General features: G+C 70.8%; 14 protein-coding genes. 6 read left to right on the forward strand and 8 right to left on the reverse strand.

All coding sequences use genetic code 11. The features are described from left to right. Positions 1–6: 6 nt before the first annotated feature. The 6 genes from Q1K33_RS06610 to Q1K33_RS06635 form a co-directional block, all read right to left on the reverse strand. On the reverse strand, positions 7–927 hold the full coding sequence (locus Q1K33_RS06610; RefSeq protein ID WP_300401954.1) for a type II secretion system F family protein: 921 nt from the start codon (positions 925–927) through the stop codon (positions 7–9). 1 nt (position 928) lies between these two features. Continuing rightward, positions 929–2,872 (reverse strand): type II secretion system F family protein, encoded by a 1,944-nt coding sequence (locus tag Q1K33_RS06615; protein WP_300401956.1) that lies wholly within the window; start codon positions 2,870–2,872, stop codon positions 929–931. Further along, positions 2,869–4,386, reverse strand: a complete 1,518-nt coding sequence (locus Q1K33_RS06620) for a CpaF family protein (RefSeq protein WP_300401958.1) — start codon at positions 4,384–4,386, stop codon at positions 2,869–2,871. Before Q1K33_RS06620 ends, Q1K33_RS06615 begins: the two co-directional genes overlap by 4 nt. Beyond that, a complete protein-coding gene (locus Q1K33_RS06625) occupies positions 4,383–5,582 on the reverse strand; it encodes an AAA family ATPase (RefSeq protein WP_300401960.1) in 1,200 nt (399 codons plus the stop codon). The genes Q1K33_RS06620 and Q1K33_RS06625 overlap by 4 nt, the downstream gene beginning before the upstream one ends. A gap of 6 nt (positions 5,583–5,588) precedes the next feature. Continuing rightward, complete coding sequence (gene cpaB / locus Q1K33_RS06630; RefSeq protein WP_300401962.1) at positions 5,589–6,335, reverse strand: Flp pilus assembly protein CpaB; 747 nt, start codon at positions 6,333–6,335, stop codon at positions 5,589–5,591. 259 nt (positions 6,336–6,594) lie between these two features. Then, positions 6,595–8,382: an AMP-dependent synthetase/ligase gene (locus Q1K33_RS06635; protein ID WP_300401964.1), complete on the reverse strand. Its 1,788-nt coding sequence runs from the start codon at positions 8,380–8,382 to the stop codon at positions 6,595–6,597. Positions 8,383–8,628: 246 nt separating this feature from the next. On the opposite strand from Q1K33_RS06635, the gene Q1K33_RS06640 reads away from it, so the two are divergent. From Q1K33_RS06640 to Q1K33_RS06660, 5 genes are read left to right on the forward strand one after another with little or no spacing between them, the layout of a single operon-like run. Then, positions 8,629–9,084: an SRPBCC family protein gene (locus Q1K33_RS06640; RefSeq protein WP_300401966.1), complete on the forward strand. Its 456-nt coding sequence runs from the start codon at positions 8,629–8,631 to the stop codon at positions 9,082–9,084. Between the two features lie 27 nt (positions 9,085–9,111). Beyond that, positions 9,112–10,302, forward strand: coding sequence for an ArsA family ATPase (locus tag Q1K33_RS06645; protein ID WP_300401968.1), 1,191 nt, complete (start codon positions 9,112–9,114; stop codon positions 10,300–10,302). Position 10,303: 1 nt separating this feature from the next. Next, entirely contained in the window at positions 10,304–10,834 is a 531-nt protein-coding gene (locus Q1K33_RS06650) for a hypothetical protein (protein ID WP_300401970.1), read from the forward strand. Further along, positions 10,831–11,766, forward strand: a complete 936-nt coding sequence (locus tag Q1K33_RS06655; protein WP_300401972.1) for an ROK family glucokinase — start codon at positions 10,831–10,833, stop codon at positions 11,764–11,766. Before Q1K33_RS06650 ends, Q1K33_RS06655 begins: the two co-directional genes overlap by 4 nt. Positions 11,767–11,778: 12 nt before the next feature. Continuing rightward, positions 11,779–12,720, forward strand: a complete 942-nt coding sequence (locus tag Q1K33_RS06660) for an ROK family protein (protein ID WP_300401974.1) — start codon at positions 11,779–11,781, stop codon at positions 12,718–12,720. A 25-nt stretch (positions 12,721–12,745) separates the two neighbouring features. Here Q1K33_RS06660 and Q1K33_RS06665 read toward each other — a convergent pair whose 3' ends face one another. Continuing rightward, positions 12,746–13,186: a hypothetical protein gene (locus Q1K33_RS06665; RefSeq protein ID WP_300401976.1), complete on the reverse strand. Its 441-nt coding sequence runs from the start codon at positions 13,184–13,186 to the stop codon at positions 12,746–12,748. A gap of 58 nt (positions 13,187–13,244) precedes the next feature. Continuing rightward, a complete protein-coding gene (locus tag Q1K33_RS06670) occupies positions 13,245–14,021 on the reverse strand; it encodes an alpha/beta fold hydrolase (RefSeq protein WP_300401977.1) in 777 nt (258 codons plus the stop codon). Positions 14,022–14,127: 106 nt separating this feature from the next. Between Q1K33_RS06670 and Q1K33_RS06675 the strand changes: the two genes are divergently transcribed. Further along, positions 14,128–14,895, forward strand: coding sequence for a lysophospholipid acyltransferase family protein (locus Q1K33_RS06675; RefSeq protein WP_300401979.1), 768 nt, complete (start codon positions 14,128–14,130; stop codon positions 14,893–14,895). Positions 14,896–14,926 lie beyond the last annotated feature (31 nt).

Consider the following 14,926-nt stretch of genomic DNA (forward strand, 5'->3'; position numbering starts at 1 on the left):
GGCAGCTCAGCCGAGGTTGTCCATCACGGTCAGGGCCGCGGGGCCCATCACCGCGACGAACAGGCACGGCAGGATGCAGAAGATCAGTGGGATGGTGATCTTGACCGGCACCTGCTGCGCCTTGGTCTCGGCCCGCTGTCGGCGCTTCACGCGCATCTCGCTCGACTGCACCCGCAGGACGGAGCCGATGGGTATGCCGAAGGAGTCGGCCTGCACCATGGCGCTGACGAACCCACGGACGTCGTCGACGTTGGTGCGCTCCGCCATCGAGCGGAGCGCCTGCGAGCGGCTCTGCCCGATCTGCATCTCGCTGAGCATCCGGTTGAACTCCTCGGCGAGGGGTCCTTCGGTATTGCGGGCGACCTGCTGGCAGGCCGCGTCGAAGCCGAGCCCGGACTCGACGCTGATGGTGAGGAGATCGATGGCATCCGGCAGCTCACGCCGCAGCTTCTCCGCCCGGTTGTAAGCCGTTTGGTAGAGGTAGAGATCGGGCGCGAAGAAGCCGAGGACCAGGCCACCCAGGGATGTCAACGCCACAATCGGAAGGTCTGCGCCGAGGAGGAGCGCTATCGCCAGTCCGACGATCAGGAACACGAACGCGCCGAGGACCTTGAGGGACACGACGCGGTCGGCGCCCATGTCGCCGGGGTTGCCCGCGTAGTCGAGCTTGCGCTGGAGCCGCACTGCGGAGTCGGACCCGGTGAGTCGCCGACCGAGACGCAGCGAGCGCTCCTGGAGCGGCACCAGGACGCGTTCGCCGAACGGCCGCTCCAGCTCCTGCTTCAGCTCGTCCGGCGCTGTGGTCATCGCCTCCAGGACTGCGAGCGAGCGCGTCACGCCGCCGCTCTCGTTGCGGTTGAACGACATCGCGACGAGGCCGATCGCCAGCAGCACCAGGATCACGCCCAGCACGAAGACGAGCACCATCTCAGACCTCCACCTTGACGAGCTTGCTCATCCAGAAGACGCCGACACCCAGCCAGAGCGCGGCGGCGCTGATCATGATGATGCCGCGGATGTCGTTGAACAACGGGGCCACGTAGTCGCCCTGAGCCACGACGAGGTACAGCAGGAAGAGCGGCGGGAGCGCCCCGAGCACCCCAGCGGAGAGCTTTCCCTCGGCGGACAGAGCCCCGACCTGGCGGCGGATGTACTCCCGCTCGCGCATCGTCTCGGCTACGGTGTTGAGCAGCTCCGCCAGGTTGCCGCCGACCTGACGCTGGATCTTGATCGCCATCACGACCCAGCGGAAGTCGCGGCTGTCGAACCGGTCGGCAACGCCCGAGAGGGCATCCTCCAGAGAGACACCCAGTCGCGTCTCGACGAGCACCCGCTTAAACTCGGTCTTCACCGGCTCGCCGCCCTCGCGCACGATCGTGTCGACGGACTGCATGAGCGACAGGCCGGCGGAGAGCGATCCCGACATCAGCTGCAGTGTCTCGGGCAGCAGTGAGTCGAACTTCTTGCGGCGTTGGCTCGCTCGGAAGCCGAGGTAAGTCCACGGCACCAAGGCTCCGATGACCATGAAGATGATCCCGACGACCAGGTTGCCGCGACCGATGAGCAGGCCGACCAGCGTGATGATCACGAAGGCCGCGGCGTGGACGAGCAGCCACTCGGAGGCCTTGAGCTCGCTGCCGGCGGCTGCGAGCCGCTGGGCGATCTTCTCCTCCAGGCCGCGGTTGCGCTTGAGGAGGCTGCCGACAGCATCGCTGGCCTGCGTGAGCGTCGCCTCGGGCGAGGCCTTGGTCGCGGTCGCGGCGCCGGGTCGCGTCCCCGCCAGCCCCGTCGTGTAGGTCGAGACCCGCTCCTCGGTGGACATCGGCGCCGGTTTGGCCGGGACCATCATGGCCAGCGCGACCGCGAGCCCGAGCCCGAAGACGCCGATGCCGGCGTACACCGCCCAGTCGGGGAGGGTGACGCTGCTGGTGCGGGGCGTCTCGACGGGCACGCTGAGCATGGGGTCGGCGGCCTCGGCGGTGCCGGCGGACGAGGGGAGCAGGGTGGAGGAGGCGACGACGTCGCCGCCGGTCGAGGGCAGGGTCACCTGCAAGGAGACCTGCCCCGCGGCCACCTCGGTCGGGACCTCGATGCTGACGCCGATCTGGCGCGCGAGGACGTCGGCCTCGGCCGAGAAGGTCTCGGCCAGGTCCTCGCTGTCGGCACTGATCGCCTGGCCGCGCTCACCGGCGATCTGGCGCAGGATGTCGACGGCCTTGGGGCCTTGCTCGAGGGCAACCACGTTGACCACGACGTCGGAGTCGGCCAGGCCGGCCAGGACAGTGGGCAGCGACGTCGTACCAGTATCGGCTCCGTCGGAGAGCAGCAGCACGCTGCCCTGGCCCTCCTCGCCCGCGAGCGCGACCGAGGCGAGGACGGCGTCGTACAGCTGTGTGCCGCGGCTCAGCTCGAGGCCGTCGAGGACGGAGAAGGCGGCCTCGCGGTCGGTGGTCGGCTCCAGAGCGGTGTCGACGGCGCCGCTGAACCCCACGATGCCGACCTGTACGTCGGGCGGCACGATCTCGACGAACGTGCGGGCGGCGCTGATCGCCGCCTCGAAGCGGTCGCCCTGCATCGAGTCGCTGGTGTCGATCGCCAGGATCGTGGTGCGGGTGACGCGGCTGTCGCCGTCGGAGAGCCGGAAGGCCTCGCTCGGGTAGCCGACGCCCTCCACCGTGGCCGAGACCCCGTCCAGGTCGACCTCGACGTCGGCCGGGACGTTGACGGAGACGTCGAGTCCCTCCGCGGTCCGGTCGACGTTGACGATGTCACCGTCGGCGGCGTGGGCGCCCGCGGCGGCGCTGAGGACCAGCACGGTGCCGGCGGCAGCGCCGGCCAGGAGACGACGTACGGCTCCGGCCCGGCGGATCACATCCGGTCCTCGTGGAAGATGAGCGGATCGACGGTCACGTTGGAGTAGGACATCTTCTCCAGGAACTTCGGTCGCAGCCCGGTGCCGCGCATCCGGCCCAGGGTGCGGCCCTCGCCGTCGAAGCCGAGGGAGTTGTCGAAGAGGAAGATGTCCTGCAGCGTGATGACGTCGCCCTCCATCCGCTCCACCTCGGTGATGTGGGTGATCCGGCGGGTGCCGTCCTTGAAGCGCGTCTGGTGCACGATCAGGTCGACCGCGGAGGCGACCTGCTCGCGGATCGCCTTGATCGGCAGGTCCATCCCGGCCATCAGCACCATCGTCTCCATGCGCGAGAGCGTGTCGCGCGGGCCGTTGGAGTGCAGGGTGCAGATCGAGCCGTCGTGGCCGGTGTTCATCGCCTGCAGCATGTCGAGCGCGGAGGCGTCGCGGACCTCACCGACGATGATCCGGTCGGGGCGCATGCGCAGGCTGTTCTTGACCAGGTCGCGGATCGTGACCGCGCCCTTGCCCTCGATATTGGACGGGCGCGACTCCAGGCGCACGACGTGCTCCTGCTTGAGCTGCAGCTCGGCGGCGTCCTCGATCGTGACGATCCGCTCGTCGTTGGGGATGAACGACGACAGCACGTTGAGCGTCGTGGTCTTGCCGGCGCCGGTGCTGCCGGAGACGATGATGTTGAGCCGCCCGCGCACGCAGGCGTCGAGGAAGTCAGCGGTCTGCGGGCTCAGGGAGCCGAAGTCGATCAGGTCGTCGACGGTCAGCGGGTCCTCGGAGAACTTGCGGATCGTCAGCGCCGAGCCGTCCACGGCCAGGGGCGGCACGACGGCGTTGACCCGGCTGCCGTCGGGCAGACGGGCGTCGACCATCGGGCTCGACTCGTCGACGCGACGACCGATGCGGGAGACGATCTTGTCGATGATGCGTCGCAGGTGGGCCTCGTCGGTGAACGTGGCGTCGGCAGCCATCAGCTTGCCGTTCTTCTCCAGCCACACCGAGGAGTGGCCGTTGACCATGACCTCGGAGACCTCCGGGTCACGCAGGTAGGGCTCGATCGGGCCGTACCCGAGAATGTCGTCGCTGATCTCCTGGGTGACCCGCGCCCGGTCGCTGGTGCTCAGCGGACGGTCCTGCGAGCTGAGCACGTCGGCCAGGACACCGCGCACGCGCTGGTCGAGCTCGTTGGGCTCGATGTCGGCGTCGTACAGGTGGGGACCGAGCTGCTTGAGGAGCTCGACGTGGACGCTGCTCTTGAGCTCGTCGATCCGGTCCGTCGCGCCGCTGCCCATGCTCCGGCGGGCAGGGGTGGGCTCGGAGACGCGCGGGGCGGCCGCGCGCTCGGCGCGCGCGCTGGGAGCGGGGGCACCGTTGGCGGGGGCGGCGGCCGCCGGAGTGGCCCCGTCGCCCGGAGCGCCGGGGGTGCCCCCGTCGCCCTGGGCCGCGCCGTCCCCGTCGGCGCCCTCATCGACCAGCGCAGCCCGGCGGGCCGCTTCGAGACGCTCGGACAGAGTGCTCATGCGGGAGACTCCTTCTTGCGGCGGAACATCCGACGGCCCTTCTCGGCCGGCTCGTCCTGCTGGGCGGCGTCGTCGGAGATCGGGGCGGAGACGGGCTCGCCGGCCAGGGTCGAGGCCAGGCGCACGATCGCCGAGCTGGCGCCGTGCTGGGGCTGGTCGGTCACGATCGGGGTGCCGGCGTTGGTGGCGGCAGCGACGTCGATCGACGTGGAGACCGAGGCTGCGACGGGCATCCCGAGGATCGCCTCGACCTTGTCGCTGCCGATGCCGACGGCGTCGTCGGCGCGGTTGAGCAGGAGGTGGCGGTGGCCGCTGGCGATGTTGAGCATCTCCAGGGTCTCGAGGGCGACCTTGACGTTCTTCAGGGTCGGCACGTCGAGCGTGGCCACGATGACGCACTCGTCGGTCTCGTCGAGGGCCGTGAGCACCTGGTCGTCGAAGGAGGGGGCGGTGTCGACCACGACGTAGTCGAAGCCCTCCTTCAGCGTGCGCAGGATCCGGGAGACCAGGACCGGGGTGACCCGCTCGCGGATGTCCGGGTGCGGGGGAGCCGCAAGGACCATCATCGAGTCCTGGTGCCGGGTGAGGAGCCCTTCCAGCATCGCGAAGTCGAGGGAGTCCTCCGAGCCGATCGCCTGCTCGATGGAGTGCGTCGGGAAGAGCTGCATCGTGATCGCCACGTCACCGAAGGCGAGGTCGAGGTCGACCAGGCACACCTTGCGGGCGCCGCCCTCGCACAGCGCGAGGGACAGGTTGACCGCCATCGTCGTCTTGCCGACGCCGCCCTTGGGCGAGAAGACCGTGACCACGCGGCCGACACTCTTGGCGCCCGACGGCCCGCGCAGGGCCACGAAGAGCTGGTGGGCCTGCTTGATCGCCTCGGAGATCGCCCCGATGTCGTCGGCCTGGACGACGTCGCGTGCCCCGGCCTTCATCGCACGGGTGAGCACCTGGGTGTCCAGGGCCGCGACGACGAGGACCACGCTGACGGTGGGCTTGGTCGTGCGCAGGTCCTCGGCGATCTTCAGGGCGTCGTCGAGCTCGAGGTCGGGGCCGAGGACCACGACGTACTCGTCGGGGTGCTGGTCGAGCCAGGCGCGCATCCGGTCGGTCGTGCTGACACCGTGGGACCCCGGCGGCATCGCCTTGAGCAGCGAGGTGACCGTCGGGGTGTCGGGTTCGACGAGAACGGGCATGCGGGCCTAGTTCCCCTCGAAGATGTCGCCCGGGGAGACCGGGTCGCCGATCTTCAGCTGGGTGTCCGGGGGCAGCAGGACGAGGCTGATGTCGCCGAGGTCCTGGGCGAGCTTGAGCTTTGCGGCGTCACGGGCGGTGAGCGCGAGGACGTACTGGCTGAGCGCAGCCGAGTCGGCGCTGGGCAGGGGCTGGCCGTCGGGGCCGACCTGGGGCGCGACGGTCACGAGACCGTTGGCCAGGATCAGGACCTGCTTGAAGAGCACGCGCACCTCGGGCTCGGTGGAGTCCTCGAAGGTGCCGCTGATGAAGACGCCCACCCGGGTGCCTGCCGGCGTGAAGCCGCTGATCCGTGAGGTGTCGTCGAGCGTGATCGCCGTCGCGGTCATCCCCTTGGGGACGGTCAGGCGCGTGGTCGCGGTGACCTCGTCGACGCTGCCGAACTTCTCGGTGATCAGCTGCTCGCCGGGGTAGATGGTCGTCAGGGCGACGGTGTCGGTGAGCAGGGTGCCGTCGTCGGTGGCGTTGGTCAGGATCTCGTCGGTCGGCACCGGCTTGGACAGGATCTTGTTGGCCGCGGCGGCGTCGGAGGCCGACTCGCCGGGCGAGATCATCTGGGTCGCGACGAGCACGTTGCGGGTGGTGAACTGCTCGGCGGCACGGTCCTCGGCGTCTTGGGCGTAGACGAAGACCAGCCCCGCCCCGAGCGCCGCGACGATCACGGCCACGACCAAGAGAATCCTGCGTCGATCCATGCCTGCACCCTCCACTCTCACGTCCCGTACGGCGTCCCATCGCGCCGGCCCGGGCTAGTACTCGGGACGCCTCACTGTAGGCAGCCCCGAACCCCCACGGAGAGTATCTCCACAATTGCTGCCTGATCGTAAGGTTCCACGCCCGAAAGCGCCGCTGTTTCAGCAGATGGGGCGCCGGCGAGGGGGTCAGGAGTGACGAATGACCAGGCCCGCACTAGGGATCTGTCTTGCGAGGCCGCGCACGGCGACTACACGGCGACTACACGTACAACGAGGCGATCTCGTCCTTGCACTCCCGCATCACCACGTTGCGCTTGAGCTTGAGGCTCGGCGTGAGCTGGCCACCCTCCTCGGTCCAGTCGTCGGCCAGCACCTGGAACTTGCGGATCGACTCCGCCTTGGAGACGGCGGTGTTGGCCTCGTCGACGGCCCGCTGGATCTCGGCGAGCAGCTCCGGGTCGTCGACCAGGTCGGCGACCTCCCCGGACTTGCCCTGGGCCTTGGCCCACAGGGGGAAGGAGTCGGGGTCGATGGTGACCAGGGCGGCGATGAAGGGCTGACGGTCGCCGACCACGAGGGCCTGGCTCACCAGGGCGTGGGCGCGGAGCCGGTCCTCGAGCACCGCGGGCGCGACGTTCTTGCCACCCGCCGTCACCAGGATCTCCTTCTTGCGGCCGGTGACCTTGACGAAGCCCTCGTCGTCGACCTCGCCCAGGTCGCCGGTGTGGAACCACCCCTCGCCCTCGAGGGCCTCCGCGGTCGCCTCGGGGTTCTCCCAGTAGCCGGCGAAGACCTGGCCCCCCTTGAAGAGCAGCTCCCCGTCGTCGGCCACCCGCACCGTGGTGCCGGCCAGCGGACGCCCCACCGAGCCGACCTTCTGGGCCTCCGGCAGGTTGACGGTGACCGCCGCCGTGGTCTCGGTGAGCCCGTAGCCCTCGAGGATCGTCAGCCCGACTCCGCGGTAGAAGTGGCCCAGCCGCTCGCCGAGCGGGGCGCCTCCGGACACGGCGTACGCGCACTCGCCGCCGAGGGTGGCGCGCAGCTTGGCGTAGACGAGCCGGTCGAAGACGGCGTGCTTGGCACGTACGGCGAGGGGCACACGGCCCTTCTCGAGGCCCTTGGAGTAGGCGATCGCGGTCTCGGCGGCCCGGTCGAAGAGCGAGCCGCGCCCGGCGGCCGTGGCGCGCTGCGAGGCGGTGTTGAAGACCTTCTCGAAGACGCGGGGGACCGCCAGGATGAACGTCGGGCGGAACGACTGCAGCGTGGGCACGAGCTGGCGGATGTCGGAGCTGTGGCCGAGCCGGACCCGGGACTTGATCGCCCCGATCTGGATGATCCGCGCGAAGACGTGGGCCAGCGGCAGGAAGAGCAGGGTGGAGGCGTCGTCGCCCTCGAAGAGCTGGTCGAGCTCGTCGACGGCCACGCCCAGCTCGGTCATGAAGTTGCCGTGCGTGAGCATGCAGCCCTTGGGCCGACCGGTCGTGCCCGAGGTGTAGATGAGGGTGGCCAGGTCGTCGGGTCCGGCCGCCGTACGACGTGCCTCCAGCGCCTCGTCGGCGACGTCGTCGCCGAGGCTGGCCAGCACCTCGACAGCGTTGTCGTCGATGGTCCACACCTGGTGGAGCGCATCGAGGCTCTGGCGCACGGTGGTGATCCGGGCGAGGTGCTCGGCGTTCTCGGCCACGACCGCCACCGCGCCGGAGTCGCGCAGGATCCACTCGACCTGCTCGGCCGAGGAGGTCTCGTAGATCGGCACGCTGGCCGCACCGGCACACCAGATGGCGTAGTCGAACAGGGTCCACTCGTAGCGGGTCTTCGAGACGAGGGCGACGCGGTCACCGACCTCGATGCCGGAGGCGATCAGCCCCTTGGCGACGCGGCTGACCTCGGCCAGGAACTCGCGGGCCGTGACGTCGATCCAGCTCTCCGCCGCGCGACGAGCCAGCACGACCGCGTCCGGGGCCTCGGCCGCGTTGCGGACGATGTCGTCGGTCAGGTTGCCCGTCCCGGGGAGATCGAGGGCGAGCGGGGTGGAGTACTCACGCACGAGGATTCCTCCTGACGAGGGGAGTGGACAGCCATGACGTCGGGCCGGGGCAGGTGCGACCGGGCTCGACGGGGCTCGACGGGATCGCCGGGGGTCGACGGCGCTGTCGACCCGGTGGAACGCTACCCGGCAGACCGGGGACCGGAGGTGCGGGACGGGGCGGGGCGCGAGTGGACCGGGGTCCGGTAGCCTCCGAACGTGCCGCGACGGCACCTGCTCCCCCCGAACCAGACTGCTGAGGTACTCATGGCCGACCAGACGACCTCCTCGATCGTCGTCGACGCCCCTGCCAGCGCGGTGATGGCCGTGATCGCCGACTTCGAGGCCTACCCGGTGTGGGCCAAGGGCGTGACCACCGCCGACGTGCGCAGCACCTGCGAGAGCGAGCCGGGCGACCACCGCGGCCGGGCCCGCGAGGTCTTCTTCGCCCTCGACGTCTCGCCCATCAAGGACGAGTACACGCTCGCCTACGACTGGGACGGCGACAAGCAGGTCACCTGGACCCTGGTGGAGGGCAAGATGCTGCGCGCACTCGACGGCGCCTACGTCCTGCGGGAGACCGGCGGGTCGACCGAGGTCACCTACCGGCTGGCACTCGACGTCGCCATCCCGATGATCGGGCTGATCAAGCGCAAGGGCGAGAAGATCCTCATCGACACCGCACTGAAGGGGCTCAAGCAGCGCGTCGAGTCCCTCGCCTGAGCCGGTCTGAGTCGAGGCGACCCCTTCGTGGCCGTGCGGATCGTGCTGTTCACCGGCAAGGGTGGCGTCGGCAAGTCGACCGTCGCCGCCGGGACGGCTGCGCTCTCGGCGGCCGCGGGGCGCCGTACGCTCGTGCTCTCCACGGACGCCGCCCATTCTCTCGGTGACGCCTTCGGCTCACCGGTCGGCTCCGAGCCCACCGAGGTGGCGCCCTGCCTGTTCGTGCAGCAGGTCGACGCCCAGCTGCGCTTCGAGCAGTCCTGGGCCGAGATCCAGGGCTACCTGCTGTCCGTGCTCGACGTCGCCGGTGTCGACCCCGTCGCGGCCGAGGAGCTCACCGTCATCCCGGGCGCCGAGGAGGTCCTGGCTCTGCTGGAGCTGCGGCTGCACGCGCTCTCCGACGAGTGGGACGTGATCGTCGTCGACTGCGCGCCGACCGCCGAGACCCTCCGCTTGCTGGCCCTGCCCGAGGCGCTCGGTTGGTACATGCAGCGCGTCTTCCCGACCCAGCAACGCGTGATGAAGGCGCTGCGGCCGGTGCTCAGCCGGGCCGCGGGCGTGCCGATGCCCGGTGGCACCGTCTTCGACGCCGTCGAGCGCCTGCACGCCGAGCTCGACGAGGTCCGGGTGCTGCTGTCGGGACCCGACGCGAGCGTGCGGATCGTGATGACCCCCGAGACCGTGGTCCTCGCCGAGGCGCGCCGCAGCTACACCAGCCTGTCGCTGTTCGGCTACCGCGTCGACGGGGTGGTGGCCAACCGGATCTTCCCCAGCGAGAACGCCGACGACTGGCGTGCTCGGTGGGTGCTCGCCCAGGACGCCGTGCTCGCCGAGGTCGACGAGTCGTTCGCCGGCCTGCCGATCTGGCGCTCGGAGTACCGCGCCGAGGAGCCGGTGGGGGTCGAGTCGCTGCGACGCCTGGCCACCGAGGTGTACGACGGGGTCGACCCCCTCGCGCCGCCGGTCGGGCACGGACCGTTCCGGATCACCCGCACCACCGAGGGGGCCGTGCTGCACCTGGCCCTGCCCTTCGTCAGTCGGGCCGAGGTCGGGCTCGCCCGCAACGGCGACGAGCTCGTCGTGACCGTAGGCTCCTACCGCCGTCTGTTGACGATGCCGACCGGCCTGGCCCGCCTGCGGGTCGCCGGGGCACGGGTCGAGGACGGAGAGCTACGGGTCCGTTTCCGTGAGCCGGCCCCCGCAGGACAGGAGAAGTGACGTGAGCGACCCCCAGGATCCTCAGGACCCCGGAGCAACCGGCGACGCCGGTGGCGTCGGCGACGACCGGCCGTCCGGTGAGGAGATCGGCAGCGTGGGCGAGGAAGCGGCCAAGCTGCTGGGCGCCCTGTCGGACTGGGCCAAGGACTCCTCCGGTGGCCTCGGCTCCGGTCTCGGTGCCGGCCTGGGATCGGGGCTGGGCGCCGGGCTGGGCGCCGGGCTCGGTGCCGGGCTGGGGGAGAGCCTCAGCGGGCTGGCCGACCACGCGGCGGCCACCATGTCGGAGCTCAACGACCACATCGCCACCGGCGCCCCCGAGTGCACCTACTGCCCGGTTTGCCGCACCGTGCACGTCGTACGACAGACCAGCCCGGAGGTGAAGGCGCACCTCGCGAGCGCGGCGTCGTCGTTCCTGCAGGCCGTCGTCGGGATGCTGGCCACCCTGCCGCCTCCCGGATCTGGGGCGGGCGGCCAGGCCGGCCAGCCGGGAGGTGTCGAGCGGATCGACCTGGACGAGGACGAGACACCATGAGCCTGACCTGTGGGATCGACATCGGCGGCACCAAGATCGCCGGCGCCGTCGTCGACGAGAAGGGGCAGGTGCTGGCCGAGCACCGGATCGAGTCCCCGGCCTCCGACGCGGTCGCGGTCGAGGACGCCGTCGCAGCTCTCGTCACCGAGCTGGCCTCGCGCCACGAGGTCACCGCGGTGGGTATCGGTGCCGCGGGGTACGTCGACGCCGGCCGCTCGATCGTGATGTTCGCGCCGAACATCGCCTGGCGTGACGAGGACCTGCGCTCGGAGATCGAGTCGCGCGTCAGCCTGCCCGTCGTGGTCGAGAACGACGCCAACGCGGCGGCCTGGGGCGAGTTCGCCTTCGGGGCCGCGGCCGACGTCGACGACATGCTGATGATCACCGTCGGCACCGGGGTCGGAGGTGGACTCGTGCTCGGGGGCGACCTCTACCGGGGCGCCTTCGGTGCGGCCGGTGAGATCGGGCACCTCCGGGTCGTCCGCGGCGGGAGGCAGTGCGGCTGCGGCAACCTCGGGTGCCTCGAGCAGTACGCGAGCGGCTCGGCCCTGGTCACCCAGACGCGCGCTCTCGCCGGATCTCCCGAGGCAGCCGACCTGCTCGCTCGTGCCGGCGGGGACACGCTGGCGATCGACGGCCCGATGATCACCCGCGCCGCGACCGAGGGCGACGCGTTCGCCGTCGCGATGCTGGCCGAGCTCGGCACGTGGCTGGGTGAGGCGATCGCCTCGCTCGCGGCCGTGCTCGATCCTGGCGCGGTGGTGATCGGCGGTGGCGTGAGCGAGTCGGGTGACCTGCTGCTCGACCCGATCCGGACGGCGTTCGTCAACGAGCTCACCGGTCGCGGGCATCGGCCCTTCCTCGACGTACGGGCTGCGTCCCTCGCCAACGGGGCCGGGATGATCGGCGCCGCCGACCTGGCTCGGCGCTGAGGACCTGACGTCATGGGCCTGCTCATCGGCGTCGACGTCGGCGGCACCAAGGTGCTGGCCGGTGAGGTCGGTGCCGACGGGGGCGTCCTGCGGACGGCGACGCGCCGTACGCCCGGGCGTCGCGTCAGCGTCACCTCCCTCGAGGACGCCCTCACCGCCGCGGTGAGGGAGGTCGCCGGCAACCGCACGCCGGACGGCATCGGGCTGGCCGCCGCGGGTTTCGTCGACGTGGCCGGCGAGCGGGTCATGTTCGCCCCCCACCTGCCCTGGGCGGGGGAGCCCGTACGACGTCGGCTCACCGAGCGCTGGGGCGCACCGGTGACGTTGCACAACGACGCCGACTGCGCGGCGCACGCCGAGAGTCGCCTCGGAGCCGCGAGAGGAGCGTCGTCGGCGCTGATGGTCACGATGGGGACCGGCATCGGAGGCGCCCTGGTGCTCGGCGGGAGCGTCCTGCGTGGGGCCAACGGAATGGCGGGAGAGTTCGGGCACATGCAGGTCGTGCCCGACGGACGGATGTGCGAGTGCGGCCGCTACGGCTGCTGGGAGCAGTACTCCTCGGGCAACGCACTCGTGCGCTTCGCCCGCGCCCGCGTCATCGCGGAGCCCACCGTCCTGACCGAGCTCTGCCAGGGGCAGCCCGAGCAGCTGACCGGGCCGATGGTGACCGCCGCGGCCGAGGACGGCGACCTGGTGGCCCGACAGGCGTTCGCGTCGGTGGGCGACTGGTTGGGCGTCGGCCTGGCGGGTCTCGTCGCGGCCTTCGACCCCGAGGTCATCGTGGTCGGGGGCGGCGTCTCGGCCGCTGGTGACCGGCTGCTCGATCCAGCCAGGATCGCGCTGGGGCGTGCGTTGGTGGGCGCCGAGCACCGCGTGGTGCCCGAGATCCGGGTTGCCGAGCTCGGTCCGGAGGCCGGGCTCGTCGGGGCGGCGTTGCTGGTGCTGGACTCCTGACGGTCGGGAGCCGGCAGGGAGCGGGCTACAGGACCGCGCCGTTGTCGTCGGGGTCGCGCGGCTCCCGGTTCATCTTCAGGACCAGGTAGAGGAAGCCGCCCACGAAGCCGACCACCAACAGGTAGGTGATCAGCTCGGGTGGCTTGAAGCCCAGCACCAGGCAGATCAGCAGGACGACGGGGGAGCCGAAGACCCCGACCCACGCCGCCATCCGATCGGCAGTCGTGGTGGGAAGGGGCGGTGGCGGCGGCGGGACGAAGCGCTCCTCCTCCCAGTCCGAGTCCGGGAAGAGGTCGTTCCAGCCCGGCTCGGCAGGGGGTGCCGACGACCCGCCGAGGTCGTCGGCCGGGTCGCCGGCGTCCTCGACGTCGCGGCCGGCCGGGTCCTCGGGGTGATCCTCGAGATCGGGTCGGTCGCCGTAGTTGTCGACGATCGCGCGCCACGCGTCGTCGTCGTTCTGCGCCACTGTTGAATCGTAACGAACCGGCGGTGGTCCCGAGGTCTCGGACCGCACGGAGTGGCCGTCAGCCGGCCACGCGGGCGATGAACTCGGCGGAGCGCTCGAAGATCGTCGGGGCGTCGTTGTCCAAGGTGGCGACGTGATAGCTCTCGAGCAGCGGCACCTCGGTCACGTCGTCGCTGCCGACGGCGCCGAGGATGATCGGCATCGAGGAGCCGTCGACCACGTGGTCCTCGGGGGAGCGGAAGTAGATCAGCGGCGAGGTCACCTGCGGCAGGTCCTCGATCAGGCCGGGCCAGGCCTGCATGAAGGAGTGGATCGCCTTGAGCGGGGTCCGGTCGTAGCCGTACTCCGCGACGCCGGGCTTCTTGATGTCGCCGGCGATGGCCGGGAAGGACGGCACGAGGTGCTTGAGCACCGGCAGGAGCCTGACGTCGAGCCGCTTCGTGGCGACCGCCGGGTTGACGACCATGACGCCGGCGACCCGGTCGGGGTGGTCGGCGGCCACCTTCAACGTCAGCGACCCACCCATCGACAGCCCGCCGACGACGACCGCGTCGTGGTCGAGGCAGAGCTGGTCGAAGACGCGGGTGATCTCCCCGTAGAAGTCGTCGAAGCGGTGCTGGTTGAGGTCCTTCCAGGTCGTGCCGTGACCCGGCAGCCGCGGCACCGTCACGCCGTACCCGAGGCCGGCGAGGTGCTCGCCCCAGGGACGCATCGACAGCGGAGAGCCGGTGAAGCCGTGGCTGAGCAGGACGCCGATGCGACGCCCGCCGGTGAGCTCGGGGCGCGCGGCGACCGTGAGCGGCTGGTGGGCCTCCGGGGAAGGCTGAGACGTCATGGTCGCGATCATGCCGCACCGGATAGGGGCTGCGGGCGGGAGGGACTAGTCTTCCCCCGTCTGGTTCGGCACGCAGGTCGGTGGGTCTCGGGGAAGGGTGACACGGTTGTTCTACTGGTTCTTGAAGTTCTTCGCCTTGGGGCCACTCCTCAAGGTCGTCTTCCGTCCCCAGACCGAGGGTGCCGAGCACGTCCCCGACGGCCCCGCCATCCTGGCGAGCAACCACCTGTCGTACGCCGACTGGCTGTTCGTCCCGCTCACGCTGCCGCGCCGTGTCACCTTCGTGGCGAAGGCCGAGTACTTCACCAGTCCCGGGATCAAGGGCTGGTTCCAGAAGCAGTTCTTCACCGGCTCCGGCCAGGTGCCGATCGACCGCTCGGGCGCCGATGCGGCGTCGGGCGCGCTGCTGTCGGCCAAGCGGGTCCTCGCCGACGGCGGACTCTTCGGGATCTACCCGGAGGGCACGCGCTCGCACGACGGCCGCCTCTACCGGGGCAAGACCGGGGTCGCCCGCCTCGCGCTCGAGTCCGGTGTCCCCGTGGTGCCCACCGCCGTCGTCGGCACCGACGTCGTGGCTCCTCCCGGCAAGACCTTCGGCCGGGTCACCCGCCCGGTCGTGCGCTTCGGGCGCCCCCTGGACTTCTCGCGCTACGAGGGCATGGAGAACGACCGCTACATCCTGCGCTCGATCACCGACGAGATCATGTACGAGATCATGCGACTCTCCGGCCAGGAGTACGTCGACATGTACGCCACCCAGGCCAAGGAGGAGTCCAAGCGACTCGAGGCCGAGGCCAGGGCGGCGGCCGATGCCCGGCCCGAGGGCGAGTCCGGCGGGGCCGGCGGGGCCGGCGAGCAGAAGAAGGCGTCCTGACGCTGACGGCAGGGCAGTCGGCGTCCGGCTC

It is taken from the genome of Nocardioides sp. (assembly GCF_029937575.1).
Taxonomy (GTDB): domain Bacteria; phylum Actinomycetota; class Actinomycetes; order Propionibacteriales; family Nocardioidaceae; genus Nocardioides.